Origin of the sequence: Gemella bergeri ATCC 700627 (genome assembly GCF_000469465.1) — a bacterium.
Classification (GTDB): Bacteria; Bacillota; Bacilli; order Staphylococcales; family Gemellaceae; genus Gemella; species Gemella bergeri.
In genome coordinates this window covers 16,870-41,194 of sequence record NZ_KI271820.1, presented here as the reverse complement: position 1 = coordinate 41,194, position 24,325 = coordinate 16,870, and the positions used below count along the sequence as shown (strand labels likewise).

19 protein-coding genes are annotated in these 24,325 nt (G+C 31.2%); all 19 read left to right on the top strand.

Annotated features, from left to right (window positions below; translation table 11 throughout):
- Positions 1 to 516 (top strand): carboxylesterase family protein (locus HMPREF1983_RS02615; protein ID WP_021752737.1); only part of this gene is annotated, 516 nt, incomplete at its 5' end.
- Positions 517 to 1,220: 704 nt separating this feature from the next.
- Positions 1,221 to 2,261 (top strand): LLM class flavin-dependent oxidoreductase, encoded by a 1,041-nt coding sequence (locus tag HMPREF1983_RS02610; protein ID WP_021752736.1) that lies wholly within the window; start codon positions 1,221 to 1,223, stop codon positions 2,259 to 2,261.
- Between the two features lie 360 nt (positions 2,262 to 2,621).
- Positions 2,622 to 3,188, top strand: coding sequence for a TetR/AcrR family transcriptional regulator (locus tag HMPREF1983_RS02605; RefSeq protein WP_021752735.1), 567 nt, complete (start codon positions 2,622 to 2,624; stop codon positions 3,186 to 3,188).
- Between the two features lie 138 nt (positions 3,189 to 3,326).
- Positions 3,327 to 6,296: an MMPL family transporter gene (locus HMPREF1983_RS02600; protein ID WP_021752734.1), complete on the top strand. Its 2,970-nt coding sequence runs from the start codon at positions 3,327 to 3,329 to the stop codon at positions 6,294 to 6,296.
- 240 nt (positions 6,297 to 6,536) lie between these two features.
- Positions 6,537 to 8,285: an ABC transporter ATP-binding protein gene (locus HMPREF1983_RS02595; RefSeq protein ID WP_021752733.1), complete on the top strand. Its 1,749-nt coding sequence runs from the start codon at positions 6,537 to 6,539 to the stop codon at positions 8,283 to 8,285.
- Positions 8,275 to 9,993, top strand: a complete 1,719-nt coding sequence (locus HMPREF1983_RS02590) for an ABC transporter ATP-binding protein (protein WP_021752732.1) — start codon at positions 8,275 to 8,277, stop codon at positions 9,991 to 9,993. Before HMPREF1983_RS02595 ends, HMPREF1983_RS02590 begins: the two co-directional genes overlap by 11 nt.
- A gap of 190 nt (positions 9,994 to 10,183) precedes the next feature.
- Complete coding sequence (locus HMPREF1983_RS02585; protein WP_021752731.1) at positions 10,184 to 11,116, top strand: dihydroorotate oxidase; 933 nt, start codon at positions 10,184 to 10,186, stop codon at positions 11,114 to 11,116.
- A gap of 79 nt (positions 11,117 to 11,195) precedes the next feature.
- On the top strand, positions 11,196 to 11,822 hold the full coding sequence (locus tag HMPREF1983_RS02580; RefSeq protein ID WP_021752730.1) for a phosphatase PAP2 family protein: 627 nt from the start codon (positions 11,196 to 11,198) through the stop codon (positions 11,820 to 11,822).
- On the top strand, positions 11,822 to 12,919 hold the full coding sequence (locus tag HMPREF1983_RS02575) for an MGDG synthase family glycosyltransferase (protein WP_021752729.1): 1,098 nt from the start codon (positions 11,822 to 11,824) through the stop codon (positions 12,917 to 12,919). Before HMPREF1983_RS02580 ends, HMPREF1983_RS02575 begins: the two co-directional genes overlap by 1 nt.
- Before the next feature lie 229 nt (positions 12,920 to 13,148).
- Positions 13,149 to 13,673: a bifunctional pyr operon transcriptional regulator/uracil phosphoribosyltransferase PyrR gene (gene pyrR, locus HMPREF1983_RS02570; RefSeq protein ID WP_021752728.1), complete on the top strand. Its 525-nt coding sequence runs from the start codon at positions 13,149 to 13,151 to the stop codon at positions 13,671 to 13,673.
- Between the two features lie 171 nt (positions 13,674 to 13,844).
- Complete coding sequence (locus HMPREF1983_RS02565) at positions 13,845 to 14,726, top strand: aspartate carbamoyltransferase catalytic subunit (RefSeq protein WP_040460861.1); 882 nt, start codon at positions 13,845 to 13,847, stop codon at positions 14,724 to 14,726.
- A gap of 16 nt (positions 14,727 to 14,742) precedes the next feature.
- Positions 14,743 to 16,032, top strand: a complete 1,290-nt coding sequence (locus HMPREF1983_RS02560; protein ID WP_021752727.1) for a dihydroorotase — start codon at positions 14,743 to 14,745, stop codon at positions 16,030 to 16,032.
- Between the two features lie 152 nt (positions 16,033 to 16,184).
- Positions 16,185 to 17,279, top strand: coding sequence for a glutamine-hydrolyzing carbamoyl-phosphate synthase small subunit (gene carA, locus HMPREF1983_RS02555; RefSeq protein ID WP_040460860.1), 1,095 nt, complete (start codon positions 16,185 to 16,187; stop codon positions 17,277 to 17,279).
- 34 nt (positions 17,280 to 17,313) lie between these two features.
- The gene (carB, locus tag HMPREF1983_RS02550) at positions 17,314 to 20,490 is read left to right on the top strand and encodes a carbamoyl-phosphate synthase large subunit (RefSeq protein ID WP_040460859.1); all 3,177 of its coding nucleotides are present in this window, start codon (positions 17,314 to 17,316) and stop codon (positions 20,488 to 20,490) included.
- Positions 20,491 to 20,504: 14 nt separating this feature from the next.
- Complete coding sequence (locus HMPREF1983_RS02545) at positions 20,505 to 21,269, top strand: dihydroorotate dehydrogenase electron transfer subunit (protein ID WP_021752724.1); 765 nt, start codon at positions 20,505 to 20,507, stop codon at positions 21,267 to 21,269.
- 10 nt (positions 21,270 to 21,279) lie between these two features.
- Entirely contained in the window at positions 21,280 to 22,197 is a 918-nt protein-coding gene (locus tag HMPREF1983_RS02540) for a dihydroorotate dehydrogenase (RefSeq protein ID WP_021752723.1), read from the top strand.
- Positions 22,198 to 22,252: 55 nt separating this feature from the next.
- On the top strand, positions 22,253 to 22,960 hold the full coding sequence (gene pyrF, locus HMPREF1983_RS02535) for an orotidine-5'-phosphate decarboxylase (protein WP_021752722.1): 708 nt from the start codon (positions 22,253 to 22,255) through the stop codon (positions 22,958 to 22,960).
- A 13-nt stretch (positions 22,961 to 22,973) separates the two neighbouring features.
- Positions 22,974 to 23,588 (top strand): orotate phosphoribosyltransferase, encoded by a 615-nt coding sequence (pyrE, locus tag HMPREF1983_RS02530; protein WP_021752721.1) that lies wholly within the window; start codon positions 22,974 to 22,976, stop codon positions 23,586 to 23,588.
- A 183-nt stretch (positions 23,589 to 23,771) separates the two neighbouring features.
- The gene (gene lepB, locus HMPREF1983_RS02525) at positions 23,772 to 24,323 is read left to right on the top strand and encodes a signal peptidase I (RefSeq protein ID WP_040460864.1); all 552 of its coding nucleotides are present in this window, start codon (positions 23,772 to 23,774) and stop codon (positions 24,321 to 24,323) included.
- Positions 24,324 to 24,325: the final 2 nt, after the last annotated feature.

Genomic DNA, 24,325 nt, shown 5'->3' with positions numbered 1-24,325 from the left:
TATTTTACAACTTATCTTTTTAAAAAATATGGAGAATTTGCAGAAATACTTGAAAATGAATTTAAAATGGAAGCAACTGGAGTTGTTGATTTACAGGTTCAGATTATGGAGCTTTTTGTATTTCATTCAAGTACATTATTTCTTATGGAAACGTTAGAGAAAAAATGTCCTGTATACGGATATAGAATGAATTATGTTCCTAATCTATATAATGGACTTCGCGGTTCCTATCATGGAGCAGAACTTGCATTTTTCTTTGGAACTATAGATAAGATGAATATACAAATTACCGATGAGAATAGAAGAGCAGTTATTTCAATTCAAAAGGATTGGATAGAATTTATAAAATCAGGAAAAATAGAGGGGCGTCCGCTTTTTAATGAAACGGATAAAATTATACTGTACGATAAAGAGATTAAAGCTGTACCATTTCCACATGCAGATCTTATCCATCGTACTCAAAATAGCGGTATTGCTGATAAACTGAGAAAAGAATATATAAGTAATCGCAGATAGTAAAAGGTGGTTATAAATAAGTAAATAACCGAATAAAAGTTTTAAAGTGTAATTTCAACGGATAATGAGAAAGGCTTAAAAATCACGACTTCGTAAGAAAGTGGTTTTATCAAATTTTTCTTGTACAGTTTATTAATTTTAAAATTTATTGATGTGATAAATTGAATAAAAGCTGACTACATAAATTCATAAATGTAGTCAGCAAATTTTTCATAATTTTCTCATACTGATTTTTAGTGAAGTGTTTTAAAACATCTATAGTGCAATTTTTTAGTAGGTACATTGCTGATATTATATAATCTTCATAAAATTATATTATTCTAGCTTTTATTTTAATTAGTACATTGTAAAATAATTTAACTTAAAGTTAACTTCAAGCAGTATAATGAACTATGATAATATATAGTTGATAAAATTTAGCGAAATTTAGTTTATAAGATTATAATGTGTATGTAAACAAAAAATGGTGTTAAGTGCAGTTTATTTAATATTTTTATAATTGAAGAAATTAATTACTAAATTATAATTAAGAAAGATATTATTATTATTATTATTCTGCAATATAAAAGTAAATTTATATACAGGAAAATATAGGTATTTTTATAGAGCTATTTAAAATAATATGTAAAGCATTATCTGTATAAAATTAGTAATAGTAGTTTTATTATTTTAACATAATTTTTAAGTATAAAAGGAGGTTGTATATGAGATTATCAGTATTAAATTTAGTACCATTACGTCAAGATGAAAGTTTTAAAGATGCTATGGATGCAATGGTCAGATTGGCAAAAAAAGTAGAAAAATTAGGATATACACGTTATTGGATAGCCGAACATCATAATATGAAAAATGTTGCAAGCAGTGCAACACAACTTTTAATTCAACATACATTAGCTAATACTGATAAAATTCGTGTTGGATCCGGTGGTGTTATGTTACCGAACCATAGCCCGTACATTGTTGCTGAACAATATGGAACTATTGATACACTATATCCTAAACGGGTAGATTTAGGGCTAGGTAGAGCTCCGGGAACGGATTATAATACGTCACGTGCTATCCGAAGGGTAAAAAGTGAAGAATTGGATTTCAAAAAGGAAGTAAATGAGTTGGCGGAATATTTTAAAGATGAACGACCTGTTCATGCTTATCCGGCGGCTGGACGTAATGTACCACTATATATATTAGGCTCAAGTACAGATAGTGCTTATTTAGCAGCAGAGTTAGGTTTACCATATTCATTTGCAGCACATTTTGCACCTAGTATGATGGAAAATGCGATAGCTATATATCGTCATTATTTTAAGCCGTCAAGTAATTTGAAACAACCATATGTAATTCTCGGCGCTAATGCGGTTGTAGCTGATACTGATGAAGAAGCCAAGAAATTATCAACAACTCAATTACAAGCGTTTGTTAACATAGTAACTAATAATCCCCAAGGGTTACAGCCACCTTTAAATTCAGAAGAATCTGTATGGAAAAATTATGCAATTGCAACAAAGGTACCGCATTTCGGTCCGATAGAATTTGATTACAATGAGATTGTAGATCACGAAAAGAGTATTGTTGAACACATGACAAAAATTTCTTTTATCGGCAGTAAAGATACTGTAAGAAAACAAATAGAAAATTTGAAACGTAGAGTGAACTTTGATGAATTGTTGATTAACTCATATATTTACGATGAACAGGCTCAACATTATTCATATCAACTGTTGGCAGAAGTTGTAAAAGAGATGTAATACAGCTTGGTTAGTATAATTCTAATTTGGAGAGATTAGTAAAGTTCGGGTATGTTAAAACAAAAGTATACTTATAAAAAATGATGTTGTTTGATAGATATGATAAGTTTATAATGTATTTAATAGTATAACTTAGTGAAAAATAGACTGGTACAATTAAACAAGGAGATATTGATTAATTACGAAATATTAAATAAGAAATATATATTATTTTATAATTTAATAAAATTGATTAAGAAAGAATTTCTACGATTTTCTCTTTACAATATATGTAACACATGTTATACTAGTAAAAAAATGAATGATTATTCATTTTAGAACTAAATTTTTTTGAATTAGTTAAAATGGTAGGTGAATTTAATGGAGAAAAATGATAAGCGTGAGCGAATACTTCGAGCTGCATTGGAAATGTTTTTACATAGAGGTTACGACGGGACAGCTATTCCACCGATAGCAAAAGCGGCAGGAGTTAGCGTTGGGACAATTTATCGTTATTTTGAAAGTAAGGAGAGTTTGGTAAATGAACTCTTTCAGGAAACGGTAAATAAATTAAGTCGTTTTATAATGAAAGACTATCCTGCGGGATATACAGCAAAAGAAAAATTTTATTATATTTTTGATAAATTATACGAATTTTGTAAAGAGAACAACAGAGCATTTTTGTTTATTAATGATAACTCGTATTCATATTATTTAACGAAAGAAAGTAATAATTGTTTGACAAATTTTTTTGAGTTTATTTTTAAAGATTTGGAAAATTTTAAACAGCAAGGAATTGTTAAAAATTTACCTAACAATGCATATATTGCACTTGTTTATGCGCCGATAGAGATGGCAATTTGTTTGCAACATAATAATATGCTTGATTTATCGGAAGATATATTGTTGGAATTAAGGGAAAGTTGTTGGCATGCGGTTAGAAATTAAATAACCGCAAAAAATTTTCCAACAAAATGAACGATTGTTCATTGTAGGCGAAAATTTTTAATTTCTAACAAAAATAAATTATTTATTAATAAAAAAAATGTAGAAATTATTTTGAAAGGATAATAAAGATAAATAGTAATGAGAAAAATATTAAAAAATAAATATACATCAATATTAATAGTGTGGTTAGGTATACTGATTATTTCTTTACTGACAATGCCAAGTATTTCAAAAGTTGTCGGAGAAAAAGGACAGATTAAATTACCTGAAAACTTACAAAGTCAGATAGCTAATAAATTGTCAATTGAATATAATAACAATGAAAATACCAGTCAAGTAATTGCCGTCTTTAATCGTAACGACGGATTAACGGATGATAATCGTAAAAATATTGTTGAAATTTTAAATCGTTTAAAAGATAAAAAGGATTATTATTCTATTAAAGGTATAACAAGTGCCTCAGATAGTAAAGAAGCCGAAAAACAACTTTTAAGTGAAGATAAAACGACAGAATTAGCACTTATTTCGGTTGATAAAGATAAAGTAAGAGAAATGAGTGAAAATATTAATACGGAATTAAAAACAGAAGGGTTAAATACCTATGTAACAGGTAGTGATGTTTTAACGCATGAATTTGCTAATGAAACGCAAAAAGGTATAAAAAAAACAGAAATTATTTCAATCGTGTTTATTTTAGCAGTGTTAATTATTGTTTTTCGTTCATGGGTTGCACCGCTTCTATCATTGATTACAGTTGGAATTTCGTTGATTGTATCGCTAAATATTACTATGAATTTAGCATGGCATTATGAGTTGCCGTTGTCTAATTTTACACAAGTATTTTTAGTTGTTGTATTACTCGGTATTGGAACGGATTATAACATCTTATTATATACAAAATTTAAAGAAGAGTTAACAAGCGGTATAGGAAAAATACAAGCGGCTAAGATAGCACTAAGAACAGCAGGGAAAACAATTATATACAGTGGTTCATCCGTATTCATAGGTTTTGCCGTATTGGGATTAGCAGATTTTATTATTTATCAATCTGCGGTTAGTGTAGCGATTGGGATAGCGGTGTTATTGCTTAATTTATTAACACTTAATATGTTTTTTATGACCGTACTTGGTGAAAAAATGTTTCTTCCAAATCGAAAAGCCGCCGGTCATAAGGAGAGTAAATTGTGGTCATTATTATCGGGTATAACATTAAAAAAACCCGTAGTAATGTTAGGGCTAATGCTAGTGTTAATAATACCGTTTTTAATGCAGTTATCAAGTCGTACATTAAATTATAATGATGCGGACGAATTACCGGAAACTAACTTTGCCAAACAAGGATATACAGTTGTAGAAAAACATTTTTCCAAAGGAATGATTGCTCCGGTATCAATATATATAGGAACAGATAGAGAACTTACTAATAAAGAAGATTTAAGTGAAATAAATAAAATTACGACATATTTAAAAAATAAAAATGAAGTAGATAAAGTGCGTTCTGTAACGGAGCCTACAGGTGAAAAAATTGACGCTTTATATTTAAAAAATCAATTTAATACATTGGTGCAAAGGGTTGGTGAGGCTCAAAATGGTATTAAAAAAATTAATAGTGGGTTGAGCACAGCTAAAACTAAAATAGAAGATCAAGATGTTGCTGGTAAATTAGGACAGGTAAATAAATTAGCAGATGGAGCTAATACATTGGCAGACGGAACAGACAAGTTTAATTCAGGATTAGGTACATATGTTAATGGGGTTGATACATTTAATAGTAATATAGAAAGTATAATGACCAATCCAAAAATAGCAATGCTGGGGGAACAAATGCAGCATTTATCAGATTTATCAAAAAAAATAGACAGTTTGGGAATTAAAGGTGAGGTAATTAGCAATAAATTAGCTAAATTGTCATTATTGATTGATAAAATCAATGCTAATATAAATGATCCGAGATTAACAAAATTAGAGGAAAAAGTAACAACTTTATCACAAATAACAGAGCAGTTGACCACATTGAAAGCTCAGAGTCGGGAATTAACCGGTGAAGTAACAGCACTTGTTCAACAAACAAAAACTTTAAATGAACCGATAACTAAAATAAGAGTGGGAGGGGATACCCTTCTTAGTGAAATGAATAAAATTCAAACAGGAAGTAAGCAACTAAGTGACGGAACAAACCAATTAAATAACGCATTGCAACAAATGGGTGGTAGTGTGGACCAACTGACAAACGGATTATCTAAAGCTAATACAGGATTATCAACAATTGACACAGGTATAACAGATGCTAACAGTTATTTAAAAGAATTAGGAGAATCATTTGTCGGAAATACATTCTATGTTCCTAATTCAGTATTAAATTCAGGACAACTTAATCGTAGTTTTGATCAATATTTATCAAAAGATAAAAAAGTAACAAAATTAACCGTAGTGTTGAAAGATAAGCCAAGTACCTTGGATTCAGCTAAGGTAATTAACAGTTTAGATGATGAGTTAAAAACTATTACGGCAGGAACATCATTGAAAGATGCTAAAATAGCTATTGGAGGGCAAACATCACAAATAAATGATTTGGAAAATTTAACCAATAAAGATTTTACCCGTTCGGCAACAATTATGTTAATTGGTATTGCCGTTATGCTTATAGCTATTACTCGTTCAATCGTTCAACCTATTGCCATAGTAGGAACATTAATCGGAACTTATTTTGCTTCATTAAGTGTAGCGGAGTGGTTATCTAAATTAATATTAGGCAAAGAACATTTAGCATGGAATGCACCATTCTTTATCTTTATTATGCTAATAGCACTAGGAGTGGACTATAGTATATTTTTAGCAATGCGTTATAAAGAAAATATAAATTTAGCTCATCTAACACCTAAGGACGCTATTTACCACGCTTCAGGAACAATCGGAGGTGTTGTTATTTCGGCTGCTATTATTCTTGGCGGAACATTCGCAGCACTTTATCCATCAGGCATTACTACACTTATTCACGTGGCACTTGGTGTAATAGTGGGTCTAGCTATACTTGCAGTTGTGTTGCCAATTATTATGTCGGCAGTTGTTAAATTGAGTTATGGTGAAAATATTGTAACTAAAAAATAATATAATATTTAAAAAGGAGTGACTGAAAAAATCATGATTTTATTGGAAATTGATTTTATTAAGTCGCTCCTATACAATTTATTTTAAATACAGCCCCTTTTTTCTTAATTGATAGTAATTATTATTGCCAATTAATAGCTGTAGTGATACAATAGTAATATAAATTTTTTATAAAATTGGTTAATATATAAAAAAATAAAATAGTGGTAGTTTTACCATAAAAAAATAAGGAGGAAATTTATGCTAAACGTTTATAAAAAAATATTATATTATGTACCAAAAGAACGTTATTTAGTTTATCTAGGGATATTGTTTTCTATATTTTCTGTTATTTCAACTATAAGTGCATATTATTATTTTAATGAATTTCTAAATAAATTGGTCATTGATAATAATATATCCGATTCTAAATACTATGCGTTTGTAATAGTAGGTTTCTTGGTTGGTAGTTCTATATTATATGGAATTTCAGGTATAATAACTCATGTTTTAGGATTTAGATTAGAAACAAATCTTAGAAAATATGGAATAAATGGATTATCAAATGCAAGTTTCAGTTTTTTTGATACCCATACTTCAGGGAAAACAAGAAAAATTATTGATGATAATGCAGAACAAACTCACATGATAGTGGCACATTTAATTCCGGATAATGCACGTGCGATATTAACGCCGATTTTAATTTTAATATTAGGGTTTGTAGTGAACTGGAAAGTAGGAGTATCACTGGTGGTTTTATGCTTAGTTAGCGGTTTGGCATTATCACTTATGATGGGTAAAAAGAACTTTATGGATATTTACCAAAAATCTTTAGAAAGACTTAGTAGTGAAACTGTTGAGTACGTAAGAGGTATACAGGTAATAAAAATTTTCGGTATTAACGTTTTATCATTTAAAGCCTTACACAATGCCATAAAAGATTATTCAAAATATGCTCTTGATTATTCTATGAGTTGTAAGAGAGGATATGTCGGTTTTCAACTGTTCTTTTACGGTTTTATAGCTATAATAATACCAATTGTTGTATTTTTTATTGATATGAGTAATCCACGACAATTAACCGTTGAATTAATAATGATACTGTTTTTAAGTGGAGTTTTATTTGTATCTATTATGGGAATAATGTATGTTTCGATGTACGCATACTTAGGAACTTCTGTGGTAGAAAAATTAGAAAATATTTTTGGTGAAATGCAGAGCAATAAATTAAGTTTTGGAGATAAAGAAGAATTTAAAAACTTTGATATAGAATTTGAAAATGTTAATTTTGGTTATAATGAAAAACTTATTTTAAACAATTTAAGTTTTAAACTTGAAGAAAATAAAAGTTATGCTTTTGTAGGTTCTTCAGGAAGTGGTAAATCAACTATAGCTAAACTTATTTCCGGTTTTTACAAAATCAGTTCAGGAGCTGTAAAAATTGGTGGTGAAAATATAGAATCATATAAAGAAGAAGCACTTATTAAAAATATTTCTTTTGTATTTCAAAGTGTAAAATTATTTAAAAATAGTATTTATGAAAATGTAAAATTAGGAAGAGATGATGCAACATATGAAGAAGTTATGGAGGCTCTTCATCTTGCAGGGTGTGATAGTATTTTAGATAAATTTAAAGATAGAGAAAATACCGTAATCGGAACTAAAGGAGTATATCTATCAGGCGGAGAAAAACAAAGAATAGCAATTGCCAGAGCTATTTTAAAAGATGCAAAAATAATAATTATGGACGAGGCAAGTGCAGCGGTGGATCCTGATAATGAGTATGAACTACAAAGAGCTTTTGCAAATCTTATTAAAGATAAAACGGTGATAATGATCGCCCATCGTTTATCAAGTATAAGAAATGTAGATGAGATACTTGTAGTTGATAATGGAAAAATTATCGAACGAGGTTCTGATGAAGAATTAATGTCTATAGATAGTTCATATAAAGAGTTTCAAAGGGTTTATGGACAGGCAAATGAATGGAGGGTTAGTCATGAAAAATAAGATTAAAAATTTATTTGCATTAACCGATCAAGGAGCCGAGGATTTAATGAGAGCCAGTACATACTCATTTTTAGTGTATTTTATAAATATGTTCCCGGCAATATTATTAATGTATTTTATAGATGGATTGTTGTTAGACCATATAAAAAATAAATATGAATATTTAGGTATATCTATAGTAGTTTTAATAGTTATGTATATATTATTAGACAAAGAGTATGATTCTCTGTTTAATTCTACGTATAGAGAAAGTGCAAATTTACGAATAGATATAGCAACAACAATTAGTAAGTTACCTCTGTCATATTTTTCAAAACACGATTTATCTGATATAAGTCAAACTGTAATGAAAGACGTCGAAGCAATAGAGCATGCTATGAGTCACGCTATGGCTAAAGTGATAGGATTTTTCATATTTTTCCCTATTATATCTATATTGTTATTACTCGGAAATGTTTGGCTTGGGCTTACCGTTATTGTATCGGTTGCTGTAAGTTATATGTTTATAGTAATCTCAAAAAAACTACAACTTTCTGCCAATAAGAAGCATTATGAAAAATTAAGAGCAAACTCAGAAAGTTTTCAAGAAGCAATTGAGTTACAACAAGATATAAAAAGTTTTGGATTATCTGAGAAAATTAGAAAAAGTTTAGATAAAAAAATGGAAGAAAGTGAGAAAATACATTTAAAAGCAGAAGTAGTTTTATTTGTACCTATGCTTTTCTCGTGGATAGTATCTCAATTATCTTTAGCGGGGGTAATAGTTGTAGGAACTATATTATACGCAAATGGAAGTATAAATCTTTTATACCTACTAGGTTATATTTTTGCTGCTACAAAAATAAAAGAAGCAGTAGATGGTTTAAGTGCTAATACTACAGAAATATTTTATCTTGACTCAAGAATAAAAAGAATAAAAGAAATAAAAGAATTTCCTTTACAAGAAGGGAAAAATGTAGAATTTAATAATTTTGATATAGAATTAAAAAATGTAGAGTTTGCATATGATAAAAATAGTAAGGTTCTAAAAGATGTAAGTTTTGTAGCTAAACAAAACGAAGTTACAGCTTTAGTGGGTGTATCCGGCTGTGGAAAAACCAGTGTTTTAAAATTAGTATCACGATTATATGATTACGATAAGGGGAGCATAACAATAGATAACCATGATATTAAAGGTATAGCGACAGATTCACTATTCAAATATATTTCAATAGTCTTTCAAGATGTTGTATTATTTAACACTTCAATATTAGAAAATATTCGTATTGGACGTAAGGATGCAACGGATGAAGAAGTAAAAGAGGCTGCCAAATTGGCATATTGTGATTTTATAGATAAATTGCCGGACGGTTACGATACCATTATCGGAGAAAACGGCGCTACCCTATCAGGTGGGGAACGTCAACGTTTATCAATAGCACGTGCATTTTTGAAAAATGCTCCAATAATTATTTTAGATGAAATTACAGCGGCTCTTGATGTAGAAACTGAGAAAAAAATTCAAGAAAGTTTAAATAAACTAACTGTTAATAAAACAGTGTTGGTTATTTCTCATAGATTAAAATCAATAGAAAATGCTGATAAAATAGTTGTTCTTAATGATGGTGTTGTAGAATGTCAAGGAACACATAAATATTTATTGGACAACTCAACTATTTATAAAAAATTAGTTGATAAAGCACATGCAGTAGAAAAATTTACTTATTAAAAGATTAAATAAAAATGAAGTCTAAAAATAATATTAGGCTTCATTTTTATAATATTTGAGGGTTATAAAATTTATAAATCAGTTGGACGCAGAGTTTTTAAAATATATTTTTAGATAAATAAAAATTAGTAATGGTTATTATTCGATTTTTATGTTAAACTGTTTTTAATATATACAGGAGGTTTAGAGAATGTTAAAAACTAATTTTTTAGGAGTAGAATTAGCCAGCCCGTTGATGAATGCTTCCGGTGTTCATTGTATGTCTATTGAAGAATTAGAAGAACTTGCAAATAGTCAAGCGGGAGCTTTTATTACAAAAACGGCGACACAACTTGAGCGAGAAGGTAATTCAAAACCTCGCTATTATGATACAAAATTAGGTAGTATTAATTCGATGGGATTACCAAATAAGGGACTTGATTATTATTTGAATTATGTGATTGAACGCCAACAACAAGGTACTCAGTTGCAATTTTTATCAGTAACAGAAATGAGTTATGAAGAGAATATAAATTTGCTTAGTAAAATTCAAAGAAGCGGTTATCAAGGAGTTACAGAATTTAATTTATCATGTCCGAATGTACCCGGTAAACCTCAAATTGCGTATGATTTTGAGCTAACAAAAAAACTTCTCAGTGAAGTTTTCACATTCTTTACAAAGCCGCTTGGTGTGAAACTGCCACCGTATTTTGATATAGCACATTTTGATGAAATGGCAACTATTTTAAATAAATTTCCTTTAACTTATGTAAATAGTGTCAATAGCATCGGAAATGGATTATGTATTAATATTGATAAAGAACAAGTTGTAATTAAGCCAAAAGGTGGTTTTGGCGGACTTGGCGGTGAGTATATTAAACCGACAGCATTGGCTAATGTGAGAGCATTTAGAGAAAGATTAAACCCTAATATTAAAATTATTGGGACCGGTGGAGTAATTAACGGTAAAGATGTCTTTGAACATATATTGTGCGGAGCGGACTTAGTTCAGGTCGGAACAACTTTGCATAAAGAAGGTGTAGATGTCTTTACCAGATTAAATGAAGAACTTAAAGTTATAATGAAAGAAAAAGGATATACAAGTTTAGAACAATTCAGAGGTAGGTTAAAAATAATAGAATAATGTTGTTAGAAAATTAAATAAATATTTTAATAATAAAATGATTAGATATAACTTAAAATTTATATTAAAGAGGTAATAGATGACAGGAAAGATATATATATTGCTACCGGTATGCAGTTTAACAGTTTTTATTATAGTAGTGTTGGGTTTTAATAATATGTTAATTCCATTAGATATGACAATTATAAAAATAGTGCAAAGTTTAGAAACACCAATTCTCACAAAAATATTGGCATTATTAACGAATGTATCAGATACAATTCAAAATATTATAATTACGATAATAATAGTTATCGTATTATATTTGAAAAAATATAAACAAGAAGCGTTGTATTTAACAATGAGTATGTTGACATGTAGTTTGTTGGTAACGGGTATTAAAAATTTTATCCAGCGTCCCAGACCACAAATTCATAGATTGGCGGAGATTTCGGGATATAGTTTTCCAAGCGGTCATACAGTGTCGGCGACAATACTATATTTTTCAATGGCATTAATTATTGTAAAAATATATCAACAATTAACGAAACAAGTTACATTAACTATAGCAACAGTTGGAATAGTGTTTATAATATTTACAAGAATATACTTAGGTGTACATTATCCTACTGATACGATAGCTGGAGCAGCACTTGGGATAACGGTAGTGGTGTTTTATTATTGGGTATTTTATAAAAGTCCATTATACAAGTACGGTAAAAAATAATGAAAAAAAGAATATTATTAATTACGGGTTCTTTCGGTAATGGTCATTTACAAGTCTCAGGCAATTTAAAAGAAATGTTTGAAAAAAAATATAAAGATAGGGTTATAGTAGATGAATGTGATCTGTTTTTACAAGCTCATCCATGCTTAACTTCAGTATTGAGAAAATTATATTTATATAGTTTTTCATATTTTAAAGATGTTTATGGCTACTTGTACTACATGGGTAAAAATAATAAACAAACATCTGTCTATAGATATTTCAGTTACCATTATTTATACAGTAAAATAGAGAAATTCAAACCTGATATAATAGTATCAACATTTCCAACGCCGGCATTAACACTTTTAAAAAATAGAAAAATACCTGTAGTTAATGTAGTGACAGATTATCATTTTCACAAAAGTTGGTTGACTGAAGATGCCTTAAAATATTTTGTTCCATGCGAAAATACAAAAATACAGTTTACAGAAGCAGGTGTAGAGGGAAAAAATATAAAGGTTTTGGGGTTACCGATTTCAGAAAAATTTGATATACAAATATCCCAAAAACAATGGTTAGCTAAAAACAATTTAGATATTAAGAAAGAAACCTTACTTTTGGTGGCAGGAGCATTTGGAGTATTAAAAAATTTTAATAAAATAGTAAATGCTATACTGATGAGAAATAAAAATGTACAGTTGGTGATAATCTGCGGAAAAAATATAAAATTGAAAAATTTATTGCAAAGATTATATAAAGAAAACTCTCATGTTAAAGTTTTAGGATACACTACTAATATGAGAGAGTGGATGCAAGTATCAACAATAATTGTGACGAAAGCTGGAGGCGTAACTATTACAGAAAGTTTAGCCAGTAATATTCCACTAGTTTTATTAAAACCTGTTCCGGGACAAGAAAAAGAGAATGCCTTATATTTTGAAAAAAATAATATGGCAAAAATAGCAGATAAAAATAGAAAACTAGTCGATATAATAAGTGAATTATTGGAAAATAAACAACAGTTAATCGAAATAAAAAATAATATGGCGCAAAATTATCTGACAAATGCAACGGAAAAAATCTGTGAAGATATAGTAAAAATAATTAAAGTATAAATTTTAAATTATTATTATAGATGAATAGGAAGATTATTTTTGCTCACCATATTATTTGACAATAAGAATATTATGGTATATACTAACGATAATTTGAATAACAATCTTTAATGTGATCCGGAGAGGTCAGCAAAGATACGTGATTAAAATAACCACATTTAATTAATCTAGGTGTATAGTATATTGTTGTCCTGCTCATACGAGTAGGATATTTTTTATGAGGTGAGAGATGAAAAAGAGGGTACTATTTGACGAAACGATGATAGCACGGATGATAACGCGTATAGCAAACGAAATTTTAGAGCGTAACGATATCAATGATGTTGTTCTTGTCGGCATAAAAACACGTGGTGTCTATTTGGCTAAACGTTTAAAAGAAAAAATTAAGATAATAGAAAACTTCAATGTTCCGGTAGAGGTATTGGACATTAAATTTTATCGTGACGATTTGGAAAAACAATCACAAGATCCGGAAATAAAGACGCCTAAGTTTAAAATGAATTTGAATAAAAAAACTGTAATTATAGTTGATGATGTATTGTATACCGGACGAACAGTTCGTGCAGCGATTGATGCAATTATGGACGTTAGTCGACCGCAAGCGATAAGACTTGCGATATTAGTAGATCGTGGGCATAGAGAATTACCGATACGTGCAGATTATATCGGAAAAAATATTCCAACTTCAAAAAAAGAAAATGTTAAAGTGCTTTTAAATGAAGTGGACAACAGTGAAGAAATATTACTAATATAGATAAAAAATCTTTTTAAGATAGTCCGGAGAGGCTAGCAAGGGATTGGTAAGAATATATATTTTTTATTGATAGAAATATATATTTATAAAATTAAGAAATATTATAACCAAAATACCTTGAAGCCTGTACTTCAAGGTATTTTATTCATAAACATTAAACTGGAGGTAGTAATGAAAAATATAGTATCAATGTTAGATTTAACAAATGAGGAGGTATATTCTCTTGTTAAACGTGCATTAGAATTGAAAAGAGGTAAAAAAGTAACACCGCGTGAAGATTTATATGTTGCAAATTTATTTTTTGAAAATTCAACAAGAACAAAACATAGTTTTGAAGTAGCTGAGCATAAACATAGACTTAATGTTATTAATTTTGATATAGCGACATCATCAGTTAATAAAGGCGAAACTTTCTATGATACATGTAAAACTCTTGAGATGATAGGTTGTAATATGTTGGTGATAAGACATAACCAAGAGAAATATTATAAAGAACTAAGAAGTTTAAATATACCGATACTTAATGCAGGAGATGGGAGTGGTGAACATCCAAGTCAGTGTTTACTCGATTTAATGACTATATACGAAAGATTTGGTAAATTTAATGATTTAAATATTGTTATTGTCGGAGATATTAAAAATTCTCGTGTTGCACGTAGTAATTATAATATGTTGACACGCCTTGGTGCAAAGGTTAGTTTTGTTTGTCCGGAGTGTTTTAAAGATGAATCACTTGGGAAAGTCGTAGATTTTGATGAAATAATTGAAAAAGTGGATATTTGTATGCTATTACGTGTACAGCACGAAAGACATAGTGAACATATGAGTTTAACAAAAGAGGAATATCACAAAAATTACGGTCTAACTCTTGAGCGGTATAAATACCTGAAAGATACGGCAATTGTTATGCATCCGGCACCGGTGAACCGTGGTATGGAGATTGCTGATGAGTTAGTTGAATCCTCAAAATCAGTTATTTTTGAACAGATGAAAAATGGTATGTTTATGCGTCAGGCAATGATAGAAAAAATAATTAAAGATAATAATTTATAATAAAAAGGAGTACAGTATGTTACTACTAAAAAATGGTCAAATATTAGAAAATGGAATATTGGTGAAAAAAGATATTTTAGTTGACGGTAAGAAAATCTTAAAGATAGCTGAAAACATTGAGGAAAAGGTGGACAGGGTGCTTGATTTAGCAGGAAAATTTGTTTCCCCCGGATTTATAGATGTTCATGTACATTGGAGAGAACCGGGCTTTGAATATAAAGAAAATATTTATCATGCTTCTCGTGCAGCGGCTCGTGGTGGTTTTACAACGGTTATGCCAATGCCTAATTTGAATCCTGTGCCGGATAATTACGAAAATTTAAAATTGCAATTAGATATTATTGAAAGAGATTCAGTTATTCGTGCTATTCCTTACGGTGCAATAACTAAGGGAGAGCAAGGTAGGGAATATGCAGAATTTAAAGAGTTGGCAAAATATGTTTTTGCATTCAGTGATGATGGTCGTGGGGTACAGAATGCAAATATGATGTATGAATCGATGAAAGTAGCAGCTAAATTAGGGAAGGCAATCGTAGCACATTGCGAAGATAATTCGTTAATACGAGGAGGTTGTATGCACTGTGGTCGTCGTAGTCGTGAACTTGGTTTGCCGGGGATACCGTCAATATGTGAATCAGTTCAAATAGCTCGTGATGTATTGTTGGCAGAAGCGAGCGGTTGTCACTATCACGTGTGTCACGTATCAACAAAAGAATCTGTGAGAATAGTAAAAGAGGCGAAAAAAGACGGTATAAAAGTAACGTGCGAAGTATGCCCGCATCATTTGATTAGTGATGAAATGGATATTCCGGATAATAACGGTATGTGGAAGATGAATCCACCATTACGTTCACGTGAGGACAGAAAAGCGTTAATAGCCGGGCTGTTAGATGGTACTATTGATATAATAGCAACAGATCATGCACCACATGCAACTTATGAAAAAGAGTTACCAATGCAAAAAGCAGCATTTGGTATTGTCGGCAGTGAAACAGCATTTAGTCAGCTATATACAAAATTTGTAAAAACAGGAATTTTCTCATTGGATTTTTTAGTAGAAGTTATGACAAAGCGTGTTGCAGATATTTTCGACTTACCTTTCGGTACATTGGAAGAAAATGGGTATGCTGATTTGGTAGTAATTGATTTAGAAAAAAGTTTAACAATTAATCCGGATAATTTTTTATCAAAAGGACGCAATACCCCTTATGTAGATGAAGAGATTTATGGGATACCTGTATTAACATTAAGTGAAGGCAAAATAGCATATAAAGATGAAGAAGTGTTTGATATAAAATATTTATAATGGTGAAAATATAATAGAAATGACAATATACAGGGAAATTTTTAAATTAAGATATGGTATTTGTACGCCATATATGAGTTAGGTAAGATACTTTATCATTATTAAATGTTGAAATAAATTTTGCAAAAAAATTAATGAAAGAGAGAAAAGTTATGTATAGTTATAATAAGCAGTTAATTTTGGAAGACGGTACGGTATATAAAGGTTACGGCTTTGGTGCCGATGTAGAAACAATAGGAGAAGTCGTCTTTAACACCGGAATGACAGGATACCAAGAAACATTGTCAGATCCCTCATATAATGGACAAATAGTAACATTTACCTACCCTTTAATAGGAAATTACGGAATTAACAGAGATGATTTTGAAACAATAACACCAAGTATTAAAGGGTTAATAGTAAGAGAAGTTTGTAAAAAACCATCAAATTTTAGAACAGAGTATACTCTTCATGATGTATTAAAAGATTTGAAAATTCCGGGAATTTCAGGGATTGATACTCGTAGTTTAACGAGAAAAATAAGGGAACATGGAACAATAAAGGGTGTAATTACCGATCTTCGTGCAGATAGTGATAAAGTGCTTAAAAAATTACAAATTTCAAATCTTCCAACGGATCAAATTTCTCAAGTATCAATCCAACGTGCTTATCAATCGTCTGGGAAAGGATATAGAGTAGTCTTAGTTGATTTAGGTATGAAATCAGGGATTTTACGCGAATTAAATGCACGTGGGTGTGATATTGTAGTTGTACCGTATAATATCACAGCTAAAGAACTGCTACACTTAAATCCGGATGGAGTTATGTTGAGTAATGGACCGGGAGATCCTGAAGACGTACCGGAAACAATCGCAATGATAAACGAGATAATGGATAAATTACCGATATTTGGAATATGTATGGGACATCAGTTAATCTCTCTTGCGGGCGGTGCAAAAACTTATAAATTAAAATTTGGTCATCGTGGAGCTAATCACCCAGTAAAAAATTTACTAACCGGAAAAGTTGATATAACATCGCAAAATCATGGATATAGTGTTGATATAAAATCTTTGGAGAATACCGACTTGGAATTAACGCATCTGTCAGTTAATGATAAAACTTGTGAAGGTGTAAGACATAGATATTATCCGGTATTCTCGGTACAATATCACCCGGAGGCATCACCGGGGCCACATGATCCAAACTATCTATTTGATCAATTTATAGAAAATATGAGTGAATATAAAGCGATTAAAAAGAAATAGCAAGAGAAAAGATGATACAAGGAGAACGACAATAATGCCAAAACGTAAAGATATTAAAACAATATTAGTAATCGGGTCAGGACCAATTATTATTGGACAAGCAGCAGAATTTGATTATGCGGGGACTCAAGCTTGCCTTTCACTAAAAGAAGAAGGATATGAAGTTATTTTAGTAAACTCGAATCCTGCAACGATTATGACAGATAAAGAAATTGCAGATAAAGTGTATATGGAACCATTAACGTTAGAGTTTGTCAGTAAAATAATTCGTAAAGAGCGTCCTGATGCTCTACTACCGACATTAGGAGGACAAGTGGGGTTAAATCTTGCTGTTGAATTACATAAGAGCGGCATATTAGAACGCTATGGAGTAGAGTTATTAGGTACGAAATTAAGTTCAATAGAACGAGCGGAAGATAGGGAGTTATTTAGAGATTTAATGAATAAATTAGACGAGCCCGTACCGGAGTCGGAAATTGTCACAACGTTAGATGAGGCATATATTTTTGTTGAGAAAATAGGGTTTCCTGTTATTGTTCGTCCGGCATTTACCATGGGTGGTACCGGAGGTGGAATTTGTTATAATGAAAATGATTTAAATGAAATTGTAAGTAGCGGATTACATTATTCACCGGTTACACAGTGTTTGTTGGAAAAATCAATTGCAGGATTTAAAGAAATAGAATATGAAGTGATGCGTGATAGTAATGATACGGCAATTGTAGTTTGTAATATGGAAAATATAGATCCGGTTGGTATTCATACCGGAGATTCTGTAGTGGTAGCACCGTCACAAACATTAACAGATAGAGAATATCATATGTTACGTGATGTATCATTGAAAATTATTAGAGCTTTAAAAATTGAGGGTGGGTGTAATGTGCAACTGGCATTAGATCCAAAATCATTTGAATACTATATTATAGAGGTAAATCCTCGGGTATCGCGTTCATCAGCACTTGCCTCAAAGGCGACCGGTTATCCGATAGCAAAAATAGCCGCAAAAATAGCCGTTGGATTAACATTAGATGAAATTATTAACCCTGTAACTAAAAATTCGTATGCTTGCTTTGAGCCAACGCTTGATTATGTTGTAAGTAAAATACCACGTTTTCCGTTTGATAAATTCGAAAATGCTGATAGAAAACTTGGAACACAGATGAAAGCAACCGGTGAGGTTATGGCAATAGGAAGAACGTATGAAGAAAGTTTATTAAAAGCAATACGCTCATTAGAATATGGAGTTCACCACTTAGGGTTACCGAATGGTGGAGATTTTACATTAGAAGAAATATTAGAAAAAGTAAGACAAGCAGGTGATGAGCGATTATTTTTTATTGGTGAGGCATTACGTCGTGGGCAAAGTACCCAAGATATACATGAAATTACCAAAATTGATATATTTTTCTTGGAAAAAATGAAAAATATAATTGATATTGAGCATGAATTAAAAGAAAATATCGGTAACTTAGCGTTATTAGAATATGCTAAAAAATATGGATTTTCCGATAGAGTAATTGCACATCGTTGGAATATGACAGAAAGTGATATATATAAATTACGTCAAAAAAATAATATTATTCCGGTGTTTAAAATGGTTGATACATGTGCAGCGGAATTTGTATCAGAAACACCGTATTTTTATTCAAGTTATGAGCAGGAACAGGAGTCAATCGTCAGTGATAAAGAAAAAATTATAGTTCTCGGTTCCGGTCCAATAAGAATAGGACAAGGTGTTGAGTTTGACTATGCGACGGTGCATGCTGTAATGGCGATAAAAGAAGCGGGATATGAAGCTATTATTATTAATAATAATCCGGAAACCGTATCAACGGATTTTACCATTTCAGATAAACTTTATTTTGAACCGCTAACTGAAGAAGATGTAATGGCAATTATTAATCACGAGAAACCGCTGGGAGTGGTAGTACAATTTGGTGGTCAAACGGCAATTAATTTAGCGGATAAATTAGAAAAACATGGGGTGAACATTTTAGGTACGGCACTTGAGGAAATAGATAATGCGGAAGATCGAGATAAGTTTGAAGCCTTACTTCATAAGTTAGCTATTCCACAACCGTTAGGAAAAACAGCATTTGATGTTGAAACGGCACTTAAAAATGCAAAAGAAATAGGATATCCGGTATTAGTAAGACCATCGTACGTATTAGGTGGTCGTGCTATGGAAATAGTTTATGAAGAATCAGAATTACGCCGTTATATGAAAACAGCGGTTAAATTAACGCCGGAACATCCGGTGTTAACGGATCGTTACCTAGTAGGGCGTGAAATAGAAGTTGATGCAATTAGTGACGGGGAAACTGTTGTAATACCGGGAATAATGGAACATATTGAACGTGCGGGTGTACATTCAGGTGATTCGATTTCGGTATATCCACCACAAACACTGTCATATTTTGAAAAAGAGAAATTGATAGAATATACAATAAAATTAGCGAAAGGTTTAAACATAGTAGGATTGTTAAATATCCAATATGTAATAAGCAAAGGAGAAGTATTTGTTCTTGAAGTAAATCCTCGTAGTTCACGTACAGTACCATTTTTAAGCAAAATTACAGGCGTACCTATGGCGAAACTTGCAGCTGGTACGATAATAGGAAAAACATTAAAATCACAAGGGTATGAAACAGGATTATTACCTGAAAGCAATAATTTTTATACAAAAGTACCGGTATTTAGTTTTCAAAAATTAAAAGACGTAGATACTACCCTTGGTCCGGAGATGAAATCAACAGGTGAAGTATTAGGTAGTGATACAACTTTGGAAAAATCATTATATAAAGGGTTGGTAGCTGCAGGAATTAGAGTTAGCGACCAAGGTAATATATTATTTACAATAAGCGATGATGATAAAGAAGAAGCACTGATGCTTGCAAAACGTTTCTCAGCTTTAGGATACAACTTATTAGCAACAGAAGGGACGGCAAAATTTTTACAACAACATGATTTGAGAGTAACAGCTGTCGGAAAAATTAATCAAAGTGAATACAGTGTGTTAGATGCAATATATAATGGAGATGTTGATATAGTTATTAATACAACATCAAAAGATAAAGATGTAACAAAAGACGGCTTTAAAATTCGTCGGGTAGCGAGTGAACAAGAGATTGTATGTATGACGTCACTTGATACGGCGAATGCTTTATTAAAAGTTCTTGAATCAATTTCATTTAGTATATTACCATCATAAGTAGGAGGATTTTAATGCAAGTACAATTAGTTAAAGTAGTAGAAAATAAGAAAATAGCAGATAAAATATATAAGTTAACCTTAGAAGGAAGTATAGTAAATGAGATGGACACAGCAGGGCAGTTTGTAAATATAAAAGTTGGTAAAGGAAGAGAGTTTTTATTACGTCGCCCAATATCAATTTGTGAAATAAATAAAGAAGAACAAACTTTTGTTATAGTATATCGGGTAAATGGAGAGGGGACAAAGTGTATTTCAAAACTTAATGTAGGGGACATGGTTGATGTCCTAGGTCCGTTAGGTAAGGGATATGACATTACTACTTTAATTAAAGGAGAAACAGCACTTTTAGTAGGAGGTGGAATAGGTGTTCCACCATTATACGAACTGGCAAAAAAATTCAATGAAAAAGGGGTAAACACTATTCATGTTTTAGGTTTTAATAATAAAAAAGATGTTTTTTACAAAGACAAATTTGAAAAATTAGGAACTACTTACGTCGCAACGGCAGATGGAACATATGGTGAAAAAGGATTCGTTACCGATATAATAAAAAAATACAATATTCAGTATGATAAATATTACAGCTGTGGTCCTTTAGCAATGTTAAAGGCATTAAAAAATATGGACAGTGAGCATATAGGTTATATTTCATTGGAAGAGAGAATGGCATGTGGTGTGGGAGCGTGTTACGCCTGTGTTTGTAATAAAATAGACGGTATGGTATCCCGAGTATGCTATGACGGTCCAGTGTATAAAGCGGATGAGATAGCGGTATAGGTGATTAACTATGAATGAGAGATTAAAAGTACAACTACCCGGTTTAAATTTAAAAAATCCTATAATGCCGGCTTCAGGATGTTTTGCGTTCGGATTGGAATATGCTCAGTTTTATGATTTATCAAAACTTGGTGCAATTATGATAAAAGCTGCAACAAAAGAGGAAAGGTTTGGGAATCCGACACCGAGAGTAGCAGAAACTTCTAGCGGAATGCTTAATGCAATAGGATTACAAAATCCGGGTGTACATACTATTATTAATACTAAGCTAAAAGAGCTTGAACAGTATGATGTGCCGATTATAGCCAATATCGCCGGCAGCACGGTAGATGATTATGTTTATGTTGCAGAACATATAAGTAAAGCACCCAATGTACATGCGTTAGAATTAAATATATCATGTCCTAATGTAAAAAGCGGCGGTATTCAATTCGGCACAGATCCAAGTACGGCACGTTATTTGACAGAACGGGTAAAAACAGTATCAAAAGTACCGGTTTATGTAAAATTATCACCTAACGTAACTGATATTGTAACAATGGCAAAAGCTGTTGAAAGTGGAGGTGCTGACGGTATAACAATGATTAATACATTGGTGGGAATAAGATTAGATAAAAAAACAGGAAAACCGATAATAGCAAATGTAACGGGAGGGTTATCAGGACCTGCAATAAAACCGGTAGCAATTCGTATGATTTATCAAACATCACAAGTTGTTGATATTCCGATAATTGGTATGGGTGGAATTATGGACGAATGGGATGTAATTGATTTTATTTCAGCCGGAGCAAGTGCCGTGGCAGTAGGAACGGCAAATTTTACAGATCCTTATGTTTGCCCAAAAATCATTGATAAACTAGAAAGTGTCTTAGATGAATTAGGAGTAAATCATATATTGGATTTAAAAGGACGTGCTTATAAAAATTAGAGATTGTTGTCTGTTAATAAATTATTATTAAGTATAACAAAAGGAGAAATATGTAATGCAAAAAGATGTTATTATAGCTTTAGATTTTCCGACAGTAGAAGAGACACTGGAATTTTTAGAAAAGTTTGGAGAAGAAAAACTATTCGTAAAAATTGGTATGGAATTATATTTACAAAATGGACCGATAATAATAGAAAAAATAAAAAATTTAGGGCATAAAATATTTTTAGATTTAAAACTTCATGATATACCCAACACAGTCTATGGTGCAACAAAAGGGTTAGCTAAATTTAATGTAGATATATTGACTGTACATGCGGCAGGTGGATTTGAAATGTTAAAAGCTGCTAAACAAGGTATGATAGATGGCGGTGGGAAAAATACAAAAGTAATAGCTATTACTCAACTTACATCAACGTCGGAAGAAAATATGAAAAAAGAGCAACTTGTGTCTGTGTCATTAGAAGAAAATGTGAGAAATTATGCACGTTTGACAAAAAAAGCGGGGCTTGACGGAGTTGTATCATCAGTATGGGAAGTTGGGTTGATTAATGAAGAGTGTGGAGAAAATTTTTTAAAAATAACTCCGGGGATAAGATTGAAAAACGATAGAACGGAAGATCAAAAACGTGTAGCTACACCTCGAATAGCAAACGAAAAAGGCAGTAACTATATTGTAGTCGGTCGTTCAATAACTAAAGTGAGTAATCCCCAAAAAATATATAAATTTATTAAAGAGCAATTTGCAAATAATAATGAGTAAAAAGGAGTAAACTATGAATACAGAAAACCAAATAGCAAAGCATTTACTGGATATCGGAGCGGTAACATTAAGACCCAACGATTATTTTACGTGGACGTCAGGAATTAAATCTCCTATATATTGTGATAATAGAATAACAATGTCATATCCAACAACAAGAAGAGAAATAGCTAACGGATTGTCAAAATTGATTGAAAAATTTTTCTCAGATGTAGAAGTAGTAGCAGGTACAGCTACAGCAGGTATTCCACATGCTGCATGGGTGAGTGAGATACTGGATTTACCTATGGTTTATGTGAGAGATTCAAAGAAAAAACACGGTAAGACCAATCAGATAGAAGGACATTTAGTAGCCGGACAAAAGGTTGTTGTTATCGAAGATTTAATTTCAACAGGATTGTCATCGTTAAAGGTAGTAAAAGCTCTGGAAGAAGCAGGGGCAGTAGTTTTGGGAGTTGTAGCAATATTTAGTTATGATTTATTAAAAGCAAAAGAAGCATTTGCTAAAGATAATGTGGTGTACCACACGCTGACAGATTATAATTATTTAATAGAAGAAGCCCTTAATAGCGGTTATATAAAAAAAGGAGATGTAGAAAAACTTCTTAAATGGAGAAATGATTTGTAATATATCTTTATAATTTCTCAAATGTAATGATATAAGTATATAGAAATCATCAAAATATATTGTTTCTTTAAAGTTAACTTAATGTTTAGAAACTATAATAGTACGACAAGACATTTTTGATTTTTGCCGAGAAGTGTGATAAAATTAGAAATCATAATAATATAAAAAAGAGGGATTGTGACAGTGAGATTTTTGAGAGAAATTTTGGAATGGATAGTTGTCGTTGTCGTATCTATATTTATTTATTTAGTATTGAGTACGTACGTAATTGCTCCGTTTACCGTAAAAGGTCATTCAATGGACTATACATTTGCAGATAATGATAAGGTGTTCGTTAATAAATTAAGTAAAAATTACAAACGTGGAGATGAAGTGGTTTTCCATGCTAATGAAACAGACGATTACATTAAGCGTATTATTGGTGTTCCGGGAGATACGATTGAATATAAAAATGATGTACTATATGTAAATGGTCAAAAAGTGGATGAACCATATCTTGAGCAGAAGATAAAAGAAGCGAAAACACAAGGCAATTCACCATTAACACCGGATTTTAATATAGAATATTTAAGCAGTACAAAATCAAAAACCGTTCCGGAAGGAACATATTTCGTAATGGGAGATAATAGACAGCATAGTACAGATAGTCGTGTTTTTGGTTTTGTAAAAAAAGAAGCTATGATAGGAAAAGTAAGTTTAAGATACTATCCGCTTAAGTCGTTTAAATTCTTTTAATT

Coding starts and splice junctions, on each gene's coding strand:
- carB (WP_040460859.1), top strand. CDS start 17,314: ATGCCAAAACGTAAAGATATTAAAACAATATTAGTAATCGGGTCAGGA.
- HMPREF1983_RS02540 (WP_021752723.1), top strand. CDS start 21,280: ATGAATGAGAGATTAAAAGTACAACTACCCGGTTTAAATTTAAAAAAT.
- HMPREF1983_RS02545 (WP_021752724.1), top strand. CDS start 20,505: ATGCAAGTACAATTAGTTAAAGTAGTAGAAAATAAGAAAATAGCAGAT.
- pyrF (WP_021752722.1), top strand. CDS start 22,253: ATGCAAAAAGATGTTATTATAGCTTTAGATTTTCCGACAGTAGAAGAG.
- pyrR (WP_021752728.1), top strand. CDS start 13,149: ATGAAAAAGAGGGTACTATTTGACGAAACGATGATAGCACGGATGATA.
- HMPREF1983_RS02585 (WP_021752731.1), top strand. CDS start 10,184: ATGTTAAAAACTAATTTTTTAGGAGTAGAATTAGCCAGCCCGTTGATG.
- carA (WP_040460860.1), top strand. CDS start 16,185: ATGTATAGTTATAATAAGCAGTTAATTTTGGAAGACGGTACGGTATAT.
- HMPREF1983_RS02595 (WP_021752733.1), top strand. CDS start 6,537: ATGCTAAACGTTTATAAAAAAATATTATATTATGTACCAAAAGAACGT.
- HMPREF1983_RS02575 (WP_021752729.1), top strand. CDS start 11,822: ATGAAAAAAAGAATATTATTAATTACGGGTTCTTTCGGTAATGGTCAT.
- HMPREF1983_RS02580 (WP_021752730.1), top strand. CDS start 11,196: ATGACAGGAAAGATATATATATTGCTACCGGTATGCAGTTTAACAGTT.
- HMPREF1983_RS02600 (WP_021752734.1), top strand. CDS start 3,327: ATGAGAAAAATATTAAAAAATAAATATACATCAATATTAATAGTGTGG.
- HMPREF1983_RS02560 (WP_021752727.1), top strand. CDS start 14,743: ATGTTACTACTAAAAAATGGTCAAATATTAGAAAATGGAATATTGGTG.
- pyrE (WP_021752721.1), top strand. CDS start 22,974: ATGAATACAGAAAACCAAATAGCAAAGCATTTACTGGATATCGGAGCG.
- HMPREF1983_RS02610 (WP_021752736.1), top strand. CDS start 1,221: ATGAGATTATCAGTATTAAATTTAGTACCATTACGTCAAGATGAAAGT.
- HMPREF1983_RS02590 (WP_021752732.1), top strand. CDS start 8,275: ATGAAAAATAAGATTAAAAATTTATTTGCATTAACCGATCAAGGAGCC.
- HMPREF1983_RS02565 (WP_040460861.1), top strand. CDS start 13,845: ATGAAAAATATAGTATCAATGTTAGATTTAACAAATGAGGAGGTATAT.
- HMPREF1983_RS02605 (WP_021752735.1), top strand. CDS start 2,622: ATGGAGAAAAATGATAAGCGTGAGCGAATACTTCGAGCTGCATTGGAA.